The following is a 19082-nucleotide window of genomic DNA, read 5'->3' on the forward strand; positions in this document are numbered from 1 at the left end:
GTATTAACATTCATCACCGATATAAGATCGGCGCACAAGAACAACTCTGGAGTCGCTCAGGCATGAACCTGAACAAGGTCGATCTCAATCTTTTTGTGGTCTTCGACGCCATCTACACCGAAGCCAATCTCACCCGCGCCGGGCAGATCGTCGGCATCACCCAACCGGCGGTGTCCAACGCCCTCGCCCGCCTGCGCGAGACCTTCAACGACCCGCTGTTCGTGCGCACCGCGCAGGGCATGGTGCCCACGCCTATGGCGCAGAACATCATCACCCCGGTGCGCAACGCCTTGCAGCAGCTGCGCATCTCGGTACAGGAAAGCCGCACCTTCAACCCGGCACAGGCTACCAAGAGTTTTCGCATCAGCATGACCGACCTGACCGAGGCGGTGGTGTTGCCGCCGCTGTTCCAGCGCCTACGTCGCCAGGCACCGAGCGTGACCATCGAAAGCATGCTGGTGAAACGTCGTGAGACCACCAAGGAGCTGGCCGCCGGCCGCCTGGACTTCGCCGTGGATGCGCCGCTGAACATCGACCCGCAGGTACGTCACGTCAAATTGATGGAAGACCGCTACGTCTGCGCCATGCGCCATGGGCATCCGCTGGCCAAGGAGAAGCTTAGCCTGGAAGCCTATCTGTCACTGACCCACATTCAGATCTCCAGCCGCCGCAGTGGGCTGGGCTATGTCGATTTGGCGCTGGGCAAGATGGGCATTCAGCGGCGTATTGCGTTGCGTTCGCAGCACTATCTGATGGCCTGCCGGGTGATGCGCGATACCGACATGGCGATCACCGTGCCGGAACGTTTCGCTCGCGACAACGACCTGCACTTCAGTGAATTGCCAGTAGCAGGCATCCCCTCGCTGGAAACCCACCTGTACTGGCATGAAAGTACCGATCAGGATCCCGCCAACCGCTGGATGCGCGAACAGATCATCGAGATCTGCCAGCGTATCACCGCCGAGGAACGCAAAGCGTCGGCCAGCGCCTGAGGTCGACTGAGGAAAGATCAGCTGGAATAGTCCAGCACCGTCCAAACCCGCGTCAGGCCCTCGCCGATAACGCAGTTCGACGCGCTCAGTTGCTTGTTGTCGTGCAGGGTCATGCGGGTAGTAACGCCATCGGCGGCGTCCTGGCGTTCGACCAGCCACTGGAGCTTGCCGCAATTGGGTGTGTCGATCACATAGCTCGCCGCAACCGGCGCCTGCTTGCTGTCGAGCTTGATGGCATCGACCACCACGCCATGTTCCTCGACCCGCTTGCCATCGGAAACCAGTACCGCCCAGGCCTGATCGTCTTCGATGACCAAGTAATTGGCATTGACCTTCGGTTGCTCGACCTGAGGCTGTACGCAGCCGGTCAGTGTTACCAACAGCACAATTGTCATGAGCATCTGGTGCATTACAGGGAGTCCTCGGCATTGATCAGCGGCGCCTTACAGGGCCACCAGACAGGGGAGTCAGCAAGCGTCGGGGCTCACTATCACCGAACACTGTTTATTTGTACAGTACTTTTGAATTACCCTAGCAGCCGTCATCACACGATCGCCGACCCGGATATTTTCCGGCGAACTCAGGCCTAAGCGGGAGCCTAACGATGCTGGACGTATTGCAACTCAAACACACGATCAACCAGATGCCGCTGGATAAGGTGCGCCTCATCGTTGAGGAACTGCACTTGGAAGGAATCGTTACCGAAGGTAAAACGCCCTTCAATCGTCTGCACTTCAACACTTGCTTCGCCGAGATCGAAGCGTTGCTGCAGCGCGCCGGCTATCACCGCCAGCTCGACGTGGTGGGTTATCAGGGGCTGGCCTATGCGATGTTCGACCCGAATCGCTGGGAGGCCGTCGAGGTGCTGCACTGGCTAAGGGATTACGTTGAAGAAGCCAGGGCCTGCCCTGCCTCCTGATGAAGCAGCGATGGGCGCCGATGCTCGCTAATGGCTCGATACAGGCCGGTGCCTGGTCATATTGCGCCGGCATCGACTGCGCCCTAGTACCTTGGCGCGATGTTTGCTTTAACGAGAACCACATAGCCTGGCAGCCCTTGAATGGGAAGCTGGGTAACGCACACGGCATCTGCCAGACCACCTTCCCCCATCGGGTGTTCTGGTAGATGCCGTTTTTATTTGTATCGCACTTTTTTACGGGCAAAGAAAAACCCGGCCTGAGCCGGGTTTTTCATGATGCCTGAGCCTATTACTTGGCTTGGGCTTCTACTTCAGCTTCAACGCGACGGTTGATGGCACGGCCTTCTTCGGTAGCGTTGTCAGCAACCGGGCGGGACTCGCCGTAACCAACCGAGTTGACGCGGTCAGCGCCTACGCCGTACTGGTTGACCAGCACTTCACGAACAGCGTTTGCACGACGCTCGGACAGCTTCTGGTTGTAAGCGTCAGTACCGACGGAGTCAGTGTGACCTTCAACAGTGGTGGTGGTCTGCGGGTACTGGTTCATGAAGTCAGCCAGGTTCTTGATGTCACCGTAGCTTTCTTGCTTCACAGCAGCTTTGTCGAAGTCGAATTTCACGTCCAGTTCGACGCGAACGACTTGCGGAGCTTCTTCAACGACCGGAGCCGGAGCCGGGGTCGGCTCTGGAGCCGGCTCAGTTACCTGAGCGACCTGACGGGTGCTGCCACCGAAGTTCAGACCGACACCAACGCCGGCTTGCCACTCGGTGTCACCTTTGTCGATGTTGTACAGTGCTTCAACGCCTGCACGGGCATAGAACATTTCGGTGAAGTAGTACTTGGCACCGCCACCAACGATGGCCAGAGTCGAAGTATCACGGCCGCCTTTGTTGGCGTCGCCGATGCTCTGGTGGCCAACGCCGCCGGAAACGTAAGGACGCAGACCTACACCCGGCTGGCCGAAGTGGTAGAGGGCTTTCAGATCAGTCAGGTTGCCCTTGATGTTCTTGCTGCCAGCAGCGCCTTCGCCACGCAGGTCGTGGTATTCGCCGTAGGACAGTGCCAGCTCGACATCGTCGGTCAGGTAGTAGCCAACGCTTGCGCCGAACTGGTTGCCTTCGTCGTGAGCGAAATCACGCTGGCTGTCGGTGAAGTAGCGGTTGGCAAAGCCTTCCACCTCGACAGCGCCTTGGCCTTGGGCCAGCACGCCCATGGAGGTAGCGGCTACCAAGGAGCCAATGACTACGCCTAAGGTGTTTTTCAGTTTCATCCGTTAAATCCCCATCTATGAGTGATTGATCCGCATGCAGGTAGACATGCGAGTCTGCGGTAAGTTTACTAAAACTCACCTTTGCCAGTTAAAGCTTGCCCCGAACTAACTTTCGGTAATACCTGCAAACTTTTCCCGCAATCGGTCCAACGCTCGCTTGTAACGCATCTTGGTAGCACTGAGTCCCATATGCATGATATCGGCGATCTCCTGGAACTCGAGTTCCGCGACAAAACGCAGCACCAGAATTTCCCGGTCAATCGGGTTCACATGCACGAGCCAGCGATCCAGTCCGCCTTTGTCCTCTATCTTTGGCGCCTTTTCTTCCGACGCCTCTTCCAGAGGATCCAAACTCAGTGCATCCATCAAACGACGTTTGCGACGCTCCTTGCGGTACTGAGTGATGCATTCGTTGTAAGTAATGCTGTACAGCCAGGTCTTGAACTTCGATTTACCCTCGAAGTTCTTGAGCCCATATAGAACCTTGAGCATCACCTCCTGACAGACATCGTCGGCATCTCGATCGTTCCCTAAATATCGCGCACATACATTGAACAGGGTGCGTTGGTAACGTCGCATCAGTTCTTCGTACGCACGGGTGATATGGAACAGCTCGTCATGGGCACGTGCCACCAGCTCCTCGTCGGAGAGCTCGCGTGGGTCATAGCGCAGTGACGGTGTTTGGGGTGCGTTCAAAGCAGATTGGGCCAACGGTCAGGACGAAAGCAGCCAGCGCCTGTCGAGCAGGCCACTGGCTGGGCGCATAGCGTAGCAGAAATGCCCTTCAGCGGCTGCTCACCCGTTGCTCGAGCAATACCCGATTGGCGAGCGAAACCAGCTCGCCGGAGTCCGTCAGCACGGTGGTTTTGACCGTGCCGATCTCCTCGATCTGCCCCTGCACGCCGTCCACTTCGATTTCCTGCCCCACCTGGTACAACTCACGTACATAAATGCCCGCCAGAATCTGGCTGGCTAGCCCGCGGCTGCCCAGGCCAAGGGCCAGCGCCACGGCCAGGCCGACGGAAATCAGCACGATGGCGATGACGTTGTTGAGCAGGTCGGTCTTGACCTCCAGCTGGCCGATGGCCACGGAGATGCTGATGATGATCACCAGCCCCTGGGCAAGACGTGCCAGACCATGGGCGTAATCCAGGCCAACGCCTTCGGCGGCGCCGCGTACCAGGCCGCTGAGCAGATGACCCAGCAGCACACCGGCGAGCAGGATCAGAGCTGCGCCAAACACCTTGGGCAGGTACAGCGCCAGCACATCCAGGGTGGCAGAGACCCGTTCCAGGCCCAGCGACTCGGCGGCGGAAACCAGAAACACCAGCAGTACGAACCAGTAGACGATCTTGCCGATCAAGGTGGAGACCGGCACCTGGAAGCCGGCGCGACCGAGGATCTTGGTCAGCCCGGTACCGGCCATCAGGCGGTCGAGGCCGACTTTGCCTAGCAATTTGGAAAGCAGCGTATCGAGCAGCTTGGCGACGATGAAGCCCAGCAGCACCAGCACCAGCGCCACGAACAGATTGGGAATGAAGCTGGCGACTTTAGTCCACAGCGCCGTCATCGCGGCGACCAGGCTATGAGTCCAAGGATCGAGTTCCATTTTCATTGAGCCTTATCGGAAGAACGAGCAGAAGCACGACGGCGTGATACCGGTGCGACATGGGAAGAGCCATTGTTGAGGGCGATCATCAGGGCGCCGGCCCAGTGCCCCATCAGGCCGAACAGGTCACCCGCGCCCACCTGGCGGTTGGCGGTTTTCAGTACCCGGTTCAGGCAGGCATCGTCGTCTCGCGCAGGCGAGGACGAGGCTTTCAACAAATCACGCAGAGATTCTTCAAATGGATCGTGCATGGCAGACCTCACAGAACGTCTCCGCTAGACGAAGCGCTTGCCGAGTGAGTCACATCACACCCAGCGCAGACGTCGAAACAGCAGCCACTGCCCCACGCCAATCAGCACCATCAGCAAACAGGCGACCAGAAACCCGTAAGGACTCTCGGCGCCAGGAATGCCGCCCACGTTGATACCCAAGAGACCAGTGACGAAGCTCATGGGCAGGAAGATGCAGGTGATGATGCCGAAGCGGAACATGATGTGGTTCATGCGCACGTCCAGCCGGCGGTTCTCGGTTTCCAGCAACAGGCCGATACGCTCGCGGGTCAGCTCCAGTTCCTCGAGATAACGCAGCAGTCGGTTGTTCAGCTCGTTCCAGTACAAGCTGTCTTCGTGGCTCAACCAGGGCAACTGGCTGCGCGTGAGCTGTGCGTAGATATCACGCTGCGGCGACAGGAAGCGGCGCAGGCCCGCGGCGCGGCGGCGGATATGCAGCAGCAGACCGTGATCGGGCAAGGTGCGTTCGTTGCCATCGACCTGCTCTTCCTGCTCATCGACCAGGTCGGACAGCCCGGTCACCAGGTCCTCGATCTTGTCGGTCAGATAGTCGCTGAGTTGCAGAATCAGCTCAGAAGGATTTTTCGGCCCCTTGCCCGCCTGCAGGCGCTCGATCAGGTCTTCGGTAGCACGCAGCGGACGCAAGCGCAGTGAGATCACCCGTCGCGCACCCGCAGAAATGCGCACTGAAACCATGTCCTCAGGCTCGGCGCCTGGGTTGAGGTTGACGCCGCGCAGGAACAGCAGCAGCTCGTCGTCAGGTAGCGGCAAGGCACGCGGCCGCGTGTTTTCCTCGAGCAGCAGGTCGCAGGCGAACTCGCTCAATCCGCTGTCACGGCGCAGCCAGCTCTGGGTCTGCGGGTGGCTGCGATCCCAGTGCAGCCAGAGGCTCTGCCCGTCCTCAAGCTGCAAGTCATCAAGTTGCTCGCGGGCCACCGCCTGAGCGCCGCCCTTGCCGTCCAGCACGAAGCCGTGCACCAGGCCCCACTGGGCATTGTCTTCCTCGTACATCCATACCCCTTGCTTGCTGCCAGGCGGCGTAAGCGCCTGGTTATTCGCTTTGCAGCGCCTGCGGTGAAACGATGATGCCGTTGTTGTCGGCATACAGGTATTCGCCCGGGCGGAAGGTGACCCCACCGAAGTTGAGCGCCACATTGAGGTCGCCTAGGCCGCGCTTCTCGGTTTTCATCGGATGGCTTCCGAGTGCCTGCACGCCAAGATTGGTCTGCGCCAGCACGTCGACGTCACGCACGCAGCCGTAGATCACCATGCCTTCCCAACCGTTACTCGCGGCCTTCTCGGCGATCATGTCGCCCAGCAGCGCGCAACGCAGCGACGCCCCGCCGTCGACCACCAGCACCTTGCCAGCGCCTGGCTGCTCGGCCTGGGACTTGACCAGGGAATTGTCCTCGAAACATTTGACGGTGACGATTTCACCACCGAACGAGTCGCGGCCGCCAAAGTTGCTGAACATCGGTTCCACGACGCTGACCAGTTCCGGGTTGGCATCACACAGATCGGGCGTGCTGTAGTGCATGGCGAAGCTCCTGGTGAGTGTTCGAAGCCTGCAGCATAGCCTTATCCGGTACGCCTCGGACACTCTCGCAGGCGCATCCCCCTGGCTGTATCAGAGCGTGGCAGAAATCGCCGTCCCACCCTGTTCATCCACCTCAAGAGCCGGCGCCTGGCGTTCGCCGGCAAGCCAGCGACGCACCAGCGGCCAGACTTCGTCCTGAGCAGGTTTGCTGACCAGCATCTGCACATGATCGTACTCATGGGCAAAGCCATGGCCGCGCCCCAGCACGACTAACTCGCGATCGGCCGAGGCGAACTGCGCGAACAGCTCCCGGCAGGCTTCGGGTGGGCATTGCACATCCGCGTCGCTCGCCACCGCCAGCAGCGGCACCCTCACCTCCTGCAGCCCGGCCCACCAGTCGCGCTCGGCATCGCCGAAACGGCCGAACAGGCGATGCCAGCGCAAGGTTTCCAGGGCAATACCGATCGGCTCGTCCTCCGGCCCGCGCTTGAACCGTGCGCCCGAAAGCACCGGGAAACGCTTGAGCAGCAAACGGGCGATCCATTCAACAGGCGGCACCTTGAGCATCCAGTAGCGGCGGCTGACCTCGGCGCCGAACAGCCCGACACTGGCGACACCAACCTGCGGCAGATAACCGCCGCCCAGCGCCGCCGCCAGGGTCAGGCCGCCCAGGGAATGCCCTAGCCAGTGAATAGGTGCCGGGTTCTGCTCGGCGACGAAGGCGGCGATCGCCGGCAGATCGTAACGGGCGTAGTCCGCCACGCAGTTGTCCCGGTAGGCCAGGTTGCGCGGCGACAGACCATGGCCGCGCATCTCGGCGATCCACACATCGAAACCGGCGCGCACCAAATAAGGCCCAAGGCCAACACCACCAGCCGAGTACCAGAAGCGCCGGTTGGAAAAACTGCCATGCAGCAGAATTACCGGCTCGCCACGGGCCTCTTCCTGCCCGGCGAGCCCAAGACGGGTCAGGGCCAGTTCGACGCTGAAATCCGGACTGTTGCCCGGCTTGAGGCGGTAGACATCTTCACTCAAATCGCCACGTAGCTCGGCACTCATCAGCGCTACGGGAAACAACTCACTGCTGCTTTGCATCTTCTTCGCTCTGACACAACAAATTGCCTGCCGCAGACGCTCTGCGGCAGGCATCAATATTCAAAACCGGGTGAAACGGCTTACGGGCCTGCTGGCACAAAAAAGGGCAGGTAGAACCTGCCCTCGGGTCACCTCAACGCGAATCGATCAGCTTGGCTGACCTTCGGCCAGGAAAAACCAGGTTTCCAATACCGAGTCAGGATTAAGGGACACGCTCTCGATACCCTGCTCCATCAACCAGCGCGCCAGATCCGGGTGGTCCGACGGCCCCTGGCCGCAGATGCCGATGTACTTACCGGCCTTGTTGCAGGCCTGGATGGCGTTCGATAGCAGTTTTTTGACCGCCGGGTTACGCTCGTCGAACAGGTGCGCGACGATCCCGGAATCGCGATCCAGCCCCAGGGTCAGCTGGGTCAGGTCGTTGGAACCGATGGAGAAGCCGTCGAAATACTCGAGGAATTCTTCGGCGAGGATGGCGTTGGAGGGCAGCTCGCACATCATGATGACCTTCAGGCCATCCTGACCGCGCGCCAGGCCGTTTTCAGCGAGCAGATCGACCACCTGCTTGGCTTCGCCCAGGGTACGCACGAACGGCACCATGATCTCGACGTTGGTCAGGCCCATCTCGTTGCGGACCTTCTTCAGCGCCCGGCACTCGAGCTCGAAGCAGTCACGGAACGACTCGCTGATGTAGCGCGAGGCGCCACGAAAGCCCAGCATCGGGTTTTCTTCTTCCGGCTCGTAGAGCTTGCCACCGATCAGGTTGGCGTATTCGTTGGACTTGAAGTCCGACAGGCGCACGATGACCTTCTTCGGCCAGAACGCGGCTGCGAGGGTGCTGATGCCCTCGACCAACTTCTCGACGTAGAAACCCACCGGGTCGGCGTAGCCGGCGATGCGCTTCTCGACGCTTTCCTGAATTTCCGGCGGCAGGCCGTCCATGTTCAGCAGCGCCTTGGGGTGCACGCCGATCATGCGATTGATGATGAACTCCAGGCGCGCCAGGCCGATACCGGCGTTGGGCAGCTGGGCGAAATCGAAAGCGCGGTCGGGGTTGCCGACGTTCATCATGATCTTGAACGGCAGTTCGGGCATGGCATCGATGGAGTTCTGGCGTACGTCGAAGCCCAGCTCGCCCTCGAAGATGAAACCGGTGTCGCCTTCGGCGCAGGAAACCGTCACACCCTGGCCGTCACGCAGCGCGTGGGTGGCGTTACCGCAACCGACCACGGCCGGAATGCCAAGCTCGCGGGCGATGATTGCCGCGTGGCAGGTGCGCCCGCCGCGGTTGGTGACGATGGCGCTGGCGCGCTTCATGACCGGTTCCCAGTCCGGGTCGGTCATGTCGGAAACCAGCACGTCGCCGGGCTGAACCTTGTCCATCTCGGACACATCGTTGATCACGCGGACCTTGCCGGCGCCGATCTTCTGGCCGATGGCGCGTCCTTCGACCAGCACGGTGCCTTTTTCCTTGAGCAGGTAGCGCTCCATCACGGTAGCGCTGGCGCGGCTCTTCACGGTTTCCGGGCGGGCCTGAACGATGTACAGCTTGCCGTCGTCACCGTCCTTGGCCCACTCGATATCCATCGGGCGGCCATAGTGTTTCTCGATGATCATGGCCTGCTTGGCCAGCTCGCTGACCTCGGCGTCGGTCAGGCAGAAACGCGCGCGGTCGGCGCGGTCGACGTCGACCACCTTGACCGACTTGCCGGCCTTGGCTTCGTCGCCGTAGATCATCTTGATAGCCTTGCTGCCCAGGTTGCGACGCAGGATCGCCGGGCGGCCGGCTTCCAGGGTCTGCTTGTGGACGTAGAATTCGTCGGGGTTCACCGCGCCTTGCACCACGGTCTCACCCAGCCCGTAGGCGCCGGTGATGAACACCACATCGCGGAAGCCCGATTCGGTATCCAGGGTGAACATCACGCCGGCGGTGCCGGTTTCCGAGCGCACCATGCGCTGTACGCCCGCGGACAGGGCGACCAGCTTGTGGTCGAAGCCCTGGTGCACGCGGTAGGCGATGGCGCGGTCGTTGAACAGCGAAGCGAAGACTTCCTTGGCCGCGCGAATGACGTTCTCCACACCGCGGATGTTCAGGAAGGTTTCCTGCTGGCCGGCAAAAGAGGCGTCGGGCAGGTCTTCGGCGGTGGCTGAAGAGCGCACGGCGACGGCCATGTTGTCATTGCCGTTCGCCATGGCGGCGAAGGCGGTGCGAATCTGCTCGTTGAGCTCGGCCGGGAACTCGGCGTCCATCACCCACTGGCGAATCTGCGCGCCGGTCTTGGCCAGGGCGTTGACATCGTCGACATCCAGGGCGTCCAGCGCTTCGTGGATCTGCGCATTCAGGCCGCTCTGCTCGAGAAAGTCGCGGTAGGCCTGGGCCGTCGTGGCGAAACCACCGGGAACCGAAACACCAGCGCCCGCCAGGTTGCTGATCATCTCGCCGAGGGAGGCGTTCTTGCCCCCTACATGCTCGACGTCATGATTGCCGAGCTTATCGAGGGAAACTACGTACTCTGCCAAGGTGATCTCTCCACTTCAGTGTTGGAAAAGCTCATGGGCTGGAAACGCCGTCGGCATGCGCCGGGTGGGCAATGGCCTGGCCCTGGAAAATAAGTAACAATGCAAACCCATCAGGGCCGGCAAAAAACCGACCTATCATAGCCAAGATTCGTTCCCAGCTTATAGGCCATTTGCGCAATGACTCGAACCGCGTACTTCATCTCCGACGGCACCGGTATCACCGCAGAAGCGTTGGGGCAAAGCCTGCTGGCCCAGTTCGACACCATCGGCTTCACCAAGCTCACGCGGCCTTATGTCGACAGCGTCGAAAAAGCGCGCGCCATGGTACAACAAATCAATAATGCCGCCGACAGAGACGGCGCCAACCCGATCGTCTTCGCCACCATCGTCAACCAGGAAATCCACGACATCCTGGTCGAGTCCCGCGGCTTCATGATCGACATCTTCTCGACCTTTCTCGCGCCCTTGGAGCAGGAACTCGATTCCCACTCCTCTTACTCGGTAGGCAAGTCGCACTCGATAAGCGGCAACACCAACTACATGGAGCGTATCGAGGCGGTCAACTTCGCCCTCGACAACGACGACGGCGCGCGCACCCACTACTACGACAAAGCCGACCTGATCCTCGTGGGCGTGTCGCGTTGCGGCAAGACCCCGACCTGCCTTTATATGGCCATGCAATACGGCATCCGCGCCGCCAACTACCCGCTCACCGAAGACGACATGGAACGCCTGCAACTGCCTGCCTCGCTAAAGAAACACCGCGACAAGCTGTTCGGCCTGACCATCGACCCCGACCGCCTGGCGGCGATTCGCAACGAGCGCAAGCCAAACAGCCGTTACGCCAGCTATGCTCAGTGCGAATTCGAGGTGCGCGAAGTGGAAAGCCTGTTCCGCCGGGAATCGATCAACTTCATCGACTCTACCCATTTCTCGGTCGAAGAGATCTCCGCCAAGATCCTGGTGGAAAAAGGCGTCGAACGACGCTTCAAATAACCGTCCTGAGGGACCTGCCATGACGCTGTTCGATGCCGTGCTATTCGCCCCGCTCGCCTTTCTGATCGCGTTGACGCCAGGCCCCAACAACTTCTGCGCGATGAACAACGGCATCCGCCATGGCATCGGCGCGGCCCTGGTGGCCACTACCGGGCGCGTGGCGGCGTTCATCATCTTCCTGAGCATTTCCGCGGTGGGCCTGGGCGCCATGCTGCTGGCCTCGGAAACCGCGTTCACGGTGATCAAGTGGGTCGGCGCACTGTACCTGCTGTATCTGGGCATCAGCGCCTGGCGCAGCCGGGAGTTCAACGGCCTGGATCTGGAAGGCGCCGTGCCGGCCGTGCAGCCGCAGCGGCGAGTGTCGCGACTGATGCTGCAGGAGTTTCTGATCGGCATCAGCAACCCCAAGGCCATTCTGCTGTTCGCGGCAGTGTTCCCGCAATTCATCAAGCCGGGCGAGCCGGCGACCGAGCAGTTCATCTACCTGGGCGCCACCTACCTGCTGGCCGAGTACGCGGCCTCGCTGGTCTACGCCCTGTTCGGCCGGCAGATCCGCCGCTTCATTCGCACCCGGCAAGGCGCGCAGCGCCTGAACCGCACCACAGGCGCCTTCTTCATGGGTGCGGGTGGCCTGCTGATCAGCGCTACCCAGCATTGAGCGGCCGCGGGTGCTAGGCCGGCACCCGCACCCAGCCCTCCATGAGAATCCGCGCACTGCGGCTCATGATCGCCTTGGTGACCACCCAGCTGCCGTCGACCTGCCCCGCTTCGGCACCAACGCGCAAGGTGCCGGACGGGTGCCCGAAGCGCACCGCCTGACGCTCGCCACCGCCCGCCGCCAGGTTGACCAGCGTGCCCGGCACCGCCGCCGCCGCGCCGATGGCCACCGCGCAGGTGCCCATCATGGCGTGATGAAGCTTGCCCATAGACAGCGCCCGCACCAGCAGGTCGACCTCACCGGCTTCGACCGTCTTGCCACTCGATGCCAGGTAGCTTTTCGGCGGGCTGACGAAGGCAACCTTGGGCGTATGCTGGCGGGTCAGCGCTTCTTCAGGGGTCTTGATCAGCCCCATGCGCAGGGCGCCGGCCACGCGAATCTGCTCGAAACGCGCCAGCTGCGCCGGGTCCGAATTGATGTCCTCGCGCAACTCGGTGCCCTGGTAGCCGATATCCTCCGCATTGACGAAGATGGTCGGAATGCCAGCCGCGATCAGCGTCACCTTCAGGGTGCCGCCTTCTACAACATCGGCGGGCACGTCGAGGTCATCGACCAGGTTGCCGGTCGGGAACATCGAGCCGCCCTGCTCGCCATCGTCCGACGGATCGAGAAACTCCAGCACGATCTCCGCCGCCGGAAAGGTCACGCCGTCCAGTTCGAAGTCGCCGGTTTCCCGCACCTGGCCATTGCTGACCGGCACGTGGGCGATGATGGTCTTGTGGATGTTGGCCTGCCAGATGCGCACCACGCAGGTGCCGTTGTCGGGAATCCGCGCGGGGTCGACCAGGCCGGCGTGAATGGCGAAGGCACCTGCTGCGGTCGAGAGATTGCCGCAGTTGCCGCTCCAGTCGACAAAAGCCTTGTCGATGGATACCTGACCGTAGAGGTAGTCGACATCGTGATCCAGCTGCGTGCTTTTCGACAGGATCACGCACTTGGAGGTGCTCGACGTCGCCCCGCCCATGCCATCGATATGCGCCCCGTAAGGATCCGGGCTGCCGATCACCCGCATGAACAGCTTGTCACGGGCCTCACCCGGCACCTGGCAAGGTTCGGGCAGGTCCTGCAGGCGAAAGAACACGCCCTTGCTGGTGCCGCCACGCATATAGGTGGCGGGGATTTTCACTTGAGGCAGATGAGCCATGGGTGCAGTCCTGAAAAATGGCCCGGATGCGATCCGGGCAAGTTGATACTGGTTTTCCCGGGTTGGCTACAGGGTGGGTCGGCACGCGTAGCTGGCGCTTTCCATCCACCGGGGAGAGCCCCCCTGGTGGGTCGGTAAAGCGCCATACACCCTACTCGATCAAGCCACCGCGCCTTCGAGGAAGTCCTTGGCGAAGCGCTGCAGCACGCCGCCGGCCTTGTACACGCTGACATCCGCCGCCGTATCCAGGCGGCAGGTCACTGGCACCCATACCACCTCGCCATCGCGGCGATGGATCACCAGCGTCAACTCACAACGGGGCGCAATATCGCCTTCGATGTCATAGCGCTCGGTGCCATCCAGCCCGAGGGTCAGGCGCGTGGTGCCCGGTTTGAACTCCACCGGCAGCACGCCCATGCCCACCAGATTGGTGCGGTGAATGCGCTCGAAGCCTTCGGCGACGATCACCTCCACACCCGCCAGGCGCACGCCCTTGGCCGCCCAGTCGCGGGACGAACCCTGGCCGTAGTCGGCACCGGCCACGATGATCAGGTTCTGCTTGCGGTTCATGTAGGTCTCGATGGCCTCCCACATGCGCATCACCTTGCCCTCGGGCTCGACGCGGGCCAGCGAGCCCTTTCTCACCTGCCCATCGATCACGACCATTTCATTGACCAGTTGCGGGTTGGCGAAGGTGGCACGTTGGGCGGTCAGGTGGTCGCCCCGGTGAGTCGCGTAGGAGTTGAAGTCCTCCTCCGGCAAGCCCATTTTCGCTAGATACTCGCCGGCAGCCGAGTCCGCCAGGATGGCGTTGGACGGCGACAGGTGATCGGTGGTGATGTTGTCCGGCAGGATCGCCAGGGGCAGCATGCCCTTGAGCGTGCGCTCACCGGCCAATGCACCCTCCCAGTACGGCGGGCGGCGGATATAGGTGGACATCGGCCGCCAGTCGTACAACGGGCTTTCGGCCTCCTGCACGCTGCCCAGGTCGAACATCGGGATGTAGATCTGCTTGAACTGCTCGGGCTTTACCGACGCGGCGACGATGGCATCGATTTCCTCGTCGCTCGGCCACAGATCCTTGAGGGTGATCGGATTGCCCTGCGCATCGCGGCCCAGCGCATCCTGCTCGATGTCGAAACGCACAGTGCCGGCGATGGCGTAAGCCACCACCAGCGGCGGCGACGCCAGGAACGCCTGTTTGGCGTAGGGATGGATGCGCCCGTCGAAGTTGCGGTTCCCCGAAAGCACGGCGGTGGCGTACAGATCGCGGTCGATGATTTCCTTCTGGATCACCGGATCCAGCGCGCCGGACATGCCGTTACAGGTGGTGCAGGCGTAGGCGACGATGCCGAAACCGAGCTTTTCCAGCTCCGGCAGCAGGCCGGCCTCTTGCAGATACAGCTTGGCGACCTTGGAGCCTGGCGCGAACGACGTCTTCACCCAAGGCTTGCGCACCAGACCCAGAGCGTTGGCCTTCTTGGCGACTAGGCCGGCAGCCACTACGTTGCGCGGGTTGGACGTGTTGGTACAGCTGGTGATCGCCGCGATGATCACCGCGCCATCGGGCATCAGCCCCTGGGCTTCTTCGCCCTTGCCGGCTTGCAGTTTGGCTTCGTCGGCGATGCCGCGCTCGGCCAAGGCCGAGGTCGGCAGGCGCCGATGCGGGTTGCTCGGGCCGGCCATATTGCGGCCCACGCTGCCCAGGTCGAAGCGCAGCACACGCTCATACTCGGCGCTGGTCAGCGCGTCGCTCCACAGCCCGAGAGTCCTGGCATAGTTTTCTACCAGCGCCACCTGCTCCGGCTCGCGGCCGGTGAGCTTGAGGTAGTCGATGGTCTGGCCGTCGATATAGAACATCGAGGCGGTGGCGCCATATTCCGGGCACATGTTGGAGATGGTCGCGCGATCGCCGATGGACAGGCTGTCCGCCCCTTCACCAAAGAACTCGACCCAGGCGCCCACCACGCGCTCCTTGCGCAGAAACTCGGTCAGCGCCAGAACGATATCGGTGGCGGTGATGGCCGGCTGACGCTTGCCGCTCAGCTCGACGCCGACGATATCCGGCAGGCGCATCATCGACGGATGGCCGAGCATCACCGTCTCGGCCTCCAGGCCGCCGACACCGATGGCGATCACGCCCAGGGCATCGACGTGCGGGGTGTGCGAGTCGGTGCCCACGCAGGTATCGGGAAAGGCGATGCCGCCGCGCGCCTGGATCACTGGGCTCATTTTCTCCAGGTTGATCTGGTGCATGATGCCGTTGCCGGCCGGAATCACGTCGACGTTCTTGAACGCGGTTTTCGTCCAGTCGATGAAGTGGAAGCGATCCTCGTTGCGGCGATCCTCGATGGCGCGGTTCTTCTCGAAGGCGTCCGGGTCAAACCCCGGCGCCTCAACGGCCAGCGAGTGATCGACGATCAACTGGGTCGGCACCACCGGGTTGACCTTGGCCGGGTCACCGCCCTGCTCGGCGATGGCATCACGCAGGCCGGCCAGGTCGACCAGCGCGGTCTGGCCGAGAATGTCATGGCAGACCACCCGCGCCGGATACCAGGGAAAGTCCAGGTCGCGCTTGCGGTAGACCAGCTGCTCCAGCGACGCGGTCAGGTCCTGCGGCTCGCAACGGCGCACCAGCTGCTCGGCGAGTACCCGCGAGGTGTAGGGCAGCTTCGCCCAGGCGCCGGCCTGGATCGCCTCGACCGCCTCGCGGGCGTCGAAGTAATCCAGCACAGTGCCAGGCAGGCGCTTGCGGAATTGGCTGTTCACGGTGTCGTTCATTTGGCTTTTCATAATTATCAGGGGCGATCCTTGAGCGGCACGAACTGCAGGTCTTCTGGGCCTGTGTAGTTGGCGCTCGGGCGGATGATCTTGCCGTCGATGCGCTGCTCGATGACGTGGGCTGACCAACCAGCGGTGCGGGCGATGACGAACAGCGGGGTGAACATGGCGGTGGGCACGCCCATCATGTGGTAGCTCACGGCGCTGAACCAGTCGAGGTTGGGGAACATCTTCTTGATGTCCCACATGACGCTCTCCAGGCGCTCGGCGATGTCGAACATCTTGTTGTTGCCCTGCTCGGTCGACAGCTCGCGAGCCACTTCCTTGATCACCTTGTTGCGCGGGTCGGCAACGGTATAGACCGGGTGACCGAAGCCGATTACCACTTCCTTGCGCCCTACGCGCTCGCGGATATCGGCCTCGGCCTCGTCCGGGCTGTCGTAGCGTTTCTGCACCTCGAAGGCCACTTCGTTGGCGCCGCCGTGCTTGGGGCCGCGCAGCGCGCCGATGGCGCCGGCGATGCAGGAGAACAGGTCTGAGCCGGTGCCGGCGATCACCCGCGAGGTGAAGGTCGAGGCATTGAATTCGTGCTCGGCATACAAGTTCAGCGAGGTGTGCATGGCGCGCACCCAGGACTCGCGCGGTTTCTCGCCATGCAGCAGATGCAGGAAGTGGCCGCCGATGGAATCGTCGTCGGTGTTCACCTCGATGCGCTTACCGTTATGGCTGTAGTGGTACCAGTACAGCAGCGCCGACCCGAGGGAAGCCATCAGCTTGTCGGCGATATCACGGGCACCCGGATGGTTGTGGTCGTCCTTCTCTGGCGCCAGGCAGCCGAGCACGGACACCGCGGTACGCATCACATCCATCGGGTGCGCCGAAGGTGGCAGTTGCTCCAGTGCGGCCTTGACCCCAGCCGGCAGGCCGCGCAGGGCCTTGAGCTTGGCCTTGTAACCGGCCAGCTCGGCGACGTTTGGCAGCTTGCCGTGCACCAACAGGTGGGCGATCTCCTCGAACTCGCAGCGGTTGGCGAAATCCAGCACGTCATAACCGCGGTAATGGAGGTCGTTGCCGGTACGGCCCACGGTGCAAAGCGCGGTGTTGCCGGCGGCGGTGCCGGAAAGGGCGACGGACTTCTTCGGTTTGAAGCCTGGCGTGGTTTCGGTGGCGCTCATGGTGATCTCCTCAAGATTTTGTTCTTGTTTTACTTCTTGCCGGCGGCGAACAACGCGTCGAGCTTCTGCTCGAAAGCGTGATAGCCGATGCGGTCATAGAGCTCGGCGCGGCTCTGCATCTGCTCGACCACGTCTTTCTGGTGGCCGTTCTGGCGGATCGAGGTGTAGACACTTTCCGCTGCCTTGTTGGCAGCGCGGAACGCGGACAACGGATACAGCTGGATGGCCACGCCGACCGAGGCCAGCTCGTCACGGGTGAACAGCGGCGTGGCGCCGAATTCGGTGATGTTGGCCAGCACCGGCACCTTTAGCGCCTCGACGAAGCGCTGATAGGTCGGCAGGTCATAGGCCGCCTCGGCGAAGATGCCGTCGGCGCCCGCCTCCACATAGCGCTGGCAACGCGCTATGGCGGCGTCAACGCCCTCGGCCTGGATGGCGTCGGTGCGGGCGATCAGGAAGAAATTCGGGTCGGTCTTGGCATCGGCGGCAGCCTTGACGCGGTCGACCATTTCCTCGCAGGAGACGATCTCCTTGCCCGGCCGATGACCACAGCGCTTGGCGCCGACCTGATCCTCGATATGAGCCGCCGCGGCGCCCGCCTTGATCAGGCTCTTGATGGTGCGCTCGATATTGAAAGCACTCGGCCCGAAGCCGGTGTCGATGTCGACCATCAGCGGCAGGTCGCACACATCGGTGATGCGCCGCACGTCGATCAGCACATCTTCCAGGGTATTGATGCCCAGATCCGGCAAGCCCAGGGAGCCGGCCGCCACGCCGCCACCGGACAGGTAGATCGTCTTGAAACCGGCACGTTGGGCCAGCAGCGCATGGTTGGCGTTGATCGCGCCAATCACCTGCAGCGGTTGCTCTTCGGCGAGGGCCTGGCGGAAACGCTGGCCGGCGGATAGCTGGGTCATGAATCACCTCGGATCTTGGATGAAGTGGCAAGCGCCTCTTTATAGTGGCGCTCGATATTGCGTTTGGAGGCGCCGATATGGCGACGCATCAGCAGCTCGGCCAGCTCGCCGTCACGGTCGGCAATGGCGTCGAGAATGCGGTGGTGTTCGGCGAAAGCCTGGTGCGGCCGATTGGGCGTGGCGGAGAACTGCAGGCGGTACATACGCACCAGCTGATACAGCTCGTCGCATAGCAACTTGGCCAGGGTGCGGTTGCCGCTGCCTTGGATGATCCTGTAGTGGAAGTCGAAGTCGCCTTCCTGCTGGTAGTAGCCGACACCGGCCTGGAACGCCGCGTCCTGCTCGTGCAAGTCGAGCACCCGGCGCAAGTCGCCGATCTCGGTTTGGCTCATGCGCTCGGCCGCCTGTCGACAGGCCATGCCTTCCAGAGATTCGCGGATCTCGTACAGCTCGATCAGCTCGGCATGGCTGAGCGATACCACACGTGCGCCGATATGGGGCACGCGCACCAGAAGCTTCTGCCCTTCCAGCCGGTGAATAGCCTCACGCAACGGCCCACGGCTGATGCCGTAGGTACGCGCCAGCTCTGGTTCGGAAATTTTCGAGCCCGGCGCAATCTCGCCACGCACGATGGCCAACTGAATTTGGCGAAAGACGTTTTCCGCGAGCGTGCCGGAATCCTCCTGAGCACTTTGCACTTCGATGGCATCCAGCATATTGTCGACACTCAAGAATCAATACACCTAGATAACTCGATAAATTGAGTTTACTCAAGCACAAGGTGTCGACAATTAGACAAAAAATCAGTGCGGCTGGCACCCAGCCTTCTTATCAGCCTAGGCACCCAGCTGCCAACGTGCCGCGCATGGCGCCGCGCGCACCCCAGCATTGCGCAGGTGTTTAGGCAGCGCAGTCCTGCTAATCCTCAAGCGCCACCTCAATGCCGAAAGACTTAGCAAACAACCACATGCAGCAACGTATCAGCGGGGGCAGGCCGCCTTGGCCGCGCCGCACAAGCGATTGTCAGCACGCTCGCCGCCCATGCTAGACTTCGCCTCATTTCGCCCACGGGCCGCTGCTGCACTGGCGCCAGGGGCCGTCTTCAATGGCGCATGGATT

General features: G+C 62.0%; 18 protein-coding genes. 4 read left to right on the forward strand and 14 right to left on the reverse strand.

The window, feature by feature from the left end:
- Positions 1–62: 62 nt before the first annotated feature.
- On the forward strand, positions 63–992 hold the full coding sequence (locus PVA39_RS08450) for a LysR family transcriptional regulator (protein ID WP_274123693.1): 930 nt from the start codon (positions 63–65) through the stop codon (positions 990–992).
- A gap of 17 nt (positions 993–1009) precedes the next feature.
- On the opposite strand, the gene PVA39_RS08455 is transcribed toward PVA39_RS08450, so the two are convergent.
- The gene (locus PVA39_RS08455) at positions 1010–1402 is read right to left on the reverse strand and encodes a hypothetical protein (RefSeq protein ID WP_274123694.1); all 393 of its coding nucleotides are present in this window, start codon (positions 1400–1402) and stop codon (positions 1010–1012) included.
- 194 nt (positions 1403–1596) lie between these two features.
- Between PVA39_RS08455 and PVA39_RS08460 the strand changes: the two genes are divergently transcribed.
- A complete protein-coding gene (locus PVA39_RS08460; protein WP_274123695.1) occupies positions 1597–1911 on the forward strand; it encodes a transcriptional regulator in 315 nt (104 codons plus the stop codon).
- A gap of 289 nt (positions 1912–2200) precedes the next feature.
- Here the strand turns inward: PVA39_RS08460 and PVA39_RS08465 are convergent, their stop codons facing one another.
- From PVA39_RS08465 to ppsA, 8 genes are all read right to left on the reverse strand, one after another.
- Positions 2201–3181: an OmpA family protein gene (locus PVA39_RS08465; RefSeq protein ID WP_147177572.1), complete on the reverse strand. Its 981-nt coding sequence runs from the start codon at positions 3179–3181 to the stop codon at positions 2201–2203.
- 105 nt (positions 3182–3286) lie between these two features.
- The gene (sigX, locus tag PVA39_RS08470; protein WP_274123696.1) at positions 3287–3877 is read right to left on the reverse strand and encodes an RNA polymerase sigma factor SigX; all 591 of its coding nucleotides are present in this window, start codon (positions 3875–3877) and stop codon (positions 3287–3289) included.
- Between the two features lie 88 nt (positions 3878–3965).
- Positions 3966–4790 carry a mechanosensitive ion channel family protein gene (locus tag PVA39_RS08475; protein ID WP_013791623.1) on the reverse strand — a complete coding sequence of 275 codons (825 nt, stop codon included), beginning with the start codon at positions 4788–4790 and terminating at the stop codon, positions 3966–3968.
- Positions 4791–4792: 2 nt separating this feature from the next.
- Positions 4793–5041: a CrfX protein gene (locus PVA39_RS08480; protein ID WP_093504413.1), complete on the reverse strand. Its 249-nt coding sequence runs from the start codon at positions 5039–5041 to the stop codon at positions 4793–4795.
- A 54-nt stretch (positions 5042–5095) separates the two neighbouring features.
- Positions 5096–6091, reverse strand: a complete 996-nt coding sequence (locus tag PVA39_RS08485; protein WP_274123697.1) for a zinc transporter ZntB — start codon at positions 6089–6091, stop codon at positions 5096–5098.
- Positions 6092–6131: 40 nt separating this feature from the next.
- Complete coding sequence (gene rraA, locus PVA39_RS08490) at positions 6132–6617, reverse strand: ribonuclease E activity regulator RraA (RefSeq protein ID WP_274123698.1); 486 nt, start codon at positions 6615–6617, stop codon at positions 6132–6134.
- 90 nt (positions 6618–6707) lie between these two features.
- Positions 6708–7712: an alpha/beta fold hydrolase gene (locus PVA39_RS08495; protein WP_274123699.1), complete on the reverse strand. Its 1005-nt coding sequence runs from the start codon at positions 7710–7712 to the stop codon at positions 6708–6710.
- A 147-nt stretch (positions 7713–7859) separates the two neighbouring features.
- Positions 7860–10232, reverse strand: a complete 2373-nt coding sequence (ppsA, locus tag PVA39_RS08500) for a phosphoenolpyruvate synthase (protein ID WP_274123700.1) — start codon at positions 10230–10232, stop codon at positions 7860–7862.
- 177 nt (positions 10233–10409) lie between these two features.
- Between ppsA and ppsR the strand changes: the two genes are divergently transcribed.
- Entirely contained in the window at positions 10410–11228 is an 819-nt protein-coding gene (ppsR, locus tag PVA39_RS08505; protein ID WP_013791629.1) for a posphoenolpyruvate synthetase regulatory kinase/phosphorylase PpsR, read from the forward strand.
- Positions 11229–11247: 19 nt separating this feature from the next.
- Positions 11248–11886, forward strand: a complete 639-nt coding sequence (locus PVA39_RS08510) for a LysE family translocator (protein ID WP_274123701.1) — start codon at positions 11248–11250, stop codon at positions 11884–11886.
- A gap of 13 nt (positions 11887–11899) precedes the next feature.
- Here the strand turns inward: PVA39_RS08510 and prpF are convergent, their stop codons facing one another.
- From prpF to PVA39_RS08535, 5 genes are all read right to left on the reverse strand, one after another.
- Positions 11900–13090, reverse strand: coding sequence for a 2-methylaconitate cis-trans isomerase PrpF (prpF, locus tag PVA39_RS08515; RefSeq protein WP_274123702.1), 1191 nt, complete (start codon positions 13088–13090; stop codon positions 11900–11902).
- 159 nt (positions 13091–13249) lie between these two features.
- A complete protein-coding gene (gene acnD / locus PVA39_RS08520; RefSeq protein ID WP_274123814.1) occupies positions 13250–15859 on the reverse strand; it encodes a Fe/S-dependent 2-methylisocitrate dehydratase AcnD in 2610 nt (869 codons plus the stop codon).
- Between the two features lie 29 nt (positions 15860–15888).
- Positions 15889–17046, reverse strand: a complete 1158-nt coding sequence (gene prpC, locus PVA39_RS08525; RefSeq protein ID WP_274123703.1) for a bifunctional 2-methylcitrate synthase/citrate synthase — start codon at positions 17044–17046, stop codon at positions 15889–15891.
- Positions 17047–17075: 29 nt separating this feature from the next.
- Entirely contained in the window at positions 17076–17963 is an 888-nt protein-coding gene (prpB, locus tag PVA39_RS08530) for a methylisocitrate lyase (RefSeq protein ID WP_274123704.1), read from the reverse strand.
- Entirely contained in the window at positions 17960–18679 is a 720-nt protein-coding gene (locus tag PVA39_RS08535) for a GntR family transcriptional regulator (protein ID WP_274123815.1), read from the reverse strand. The genes prpB and PVA39_RS08535 overlap by 4 nt, the downstream gene beginning before the upstream one ends.
- Between the last annotated feature and the right edge of the window lie 403 nt (positions 18680–19082).

It is taken from the genome of Pseudomonas sp. CNPSo 3701, from assembly GCF_028674975.1.
Taxonomy (GTDB): domain Bacteria; phylum Pseudomonadota; class Gammaproteobacteria; order Pseudomonadales; family Pseudomonadaceae; genus Aquipseudomonas; species Aquipseudomonas straminea.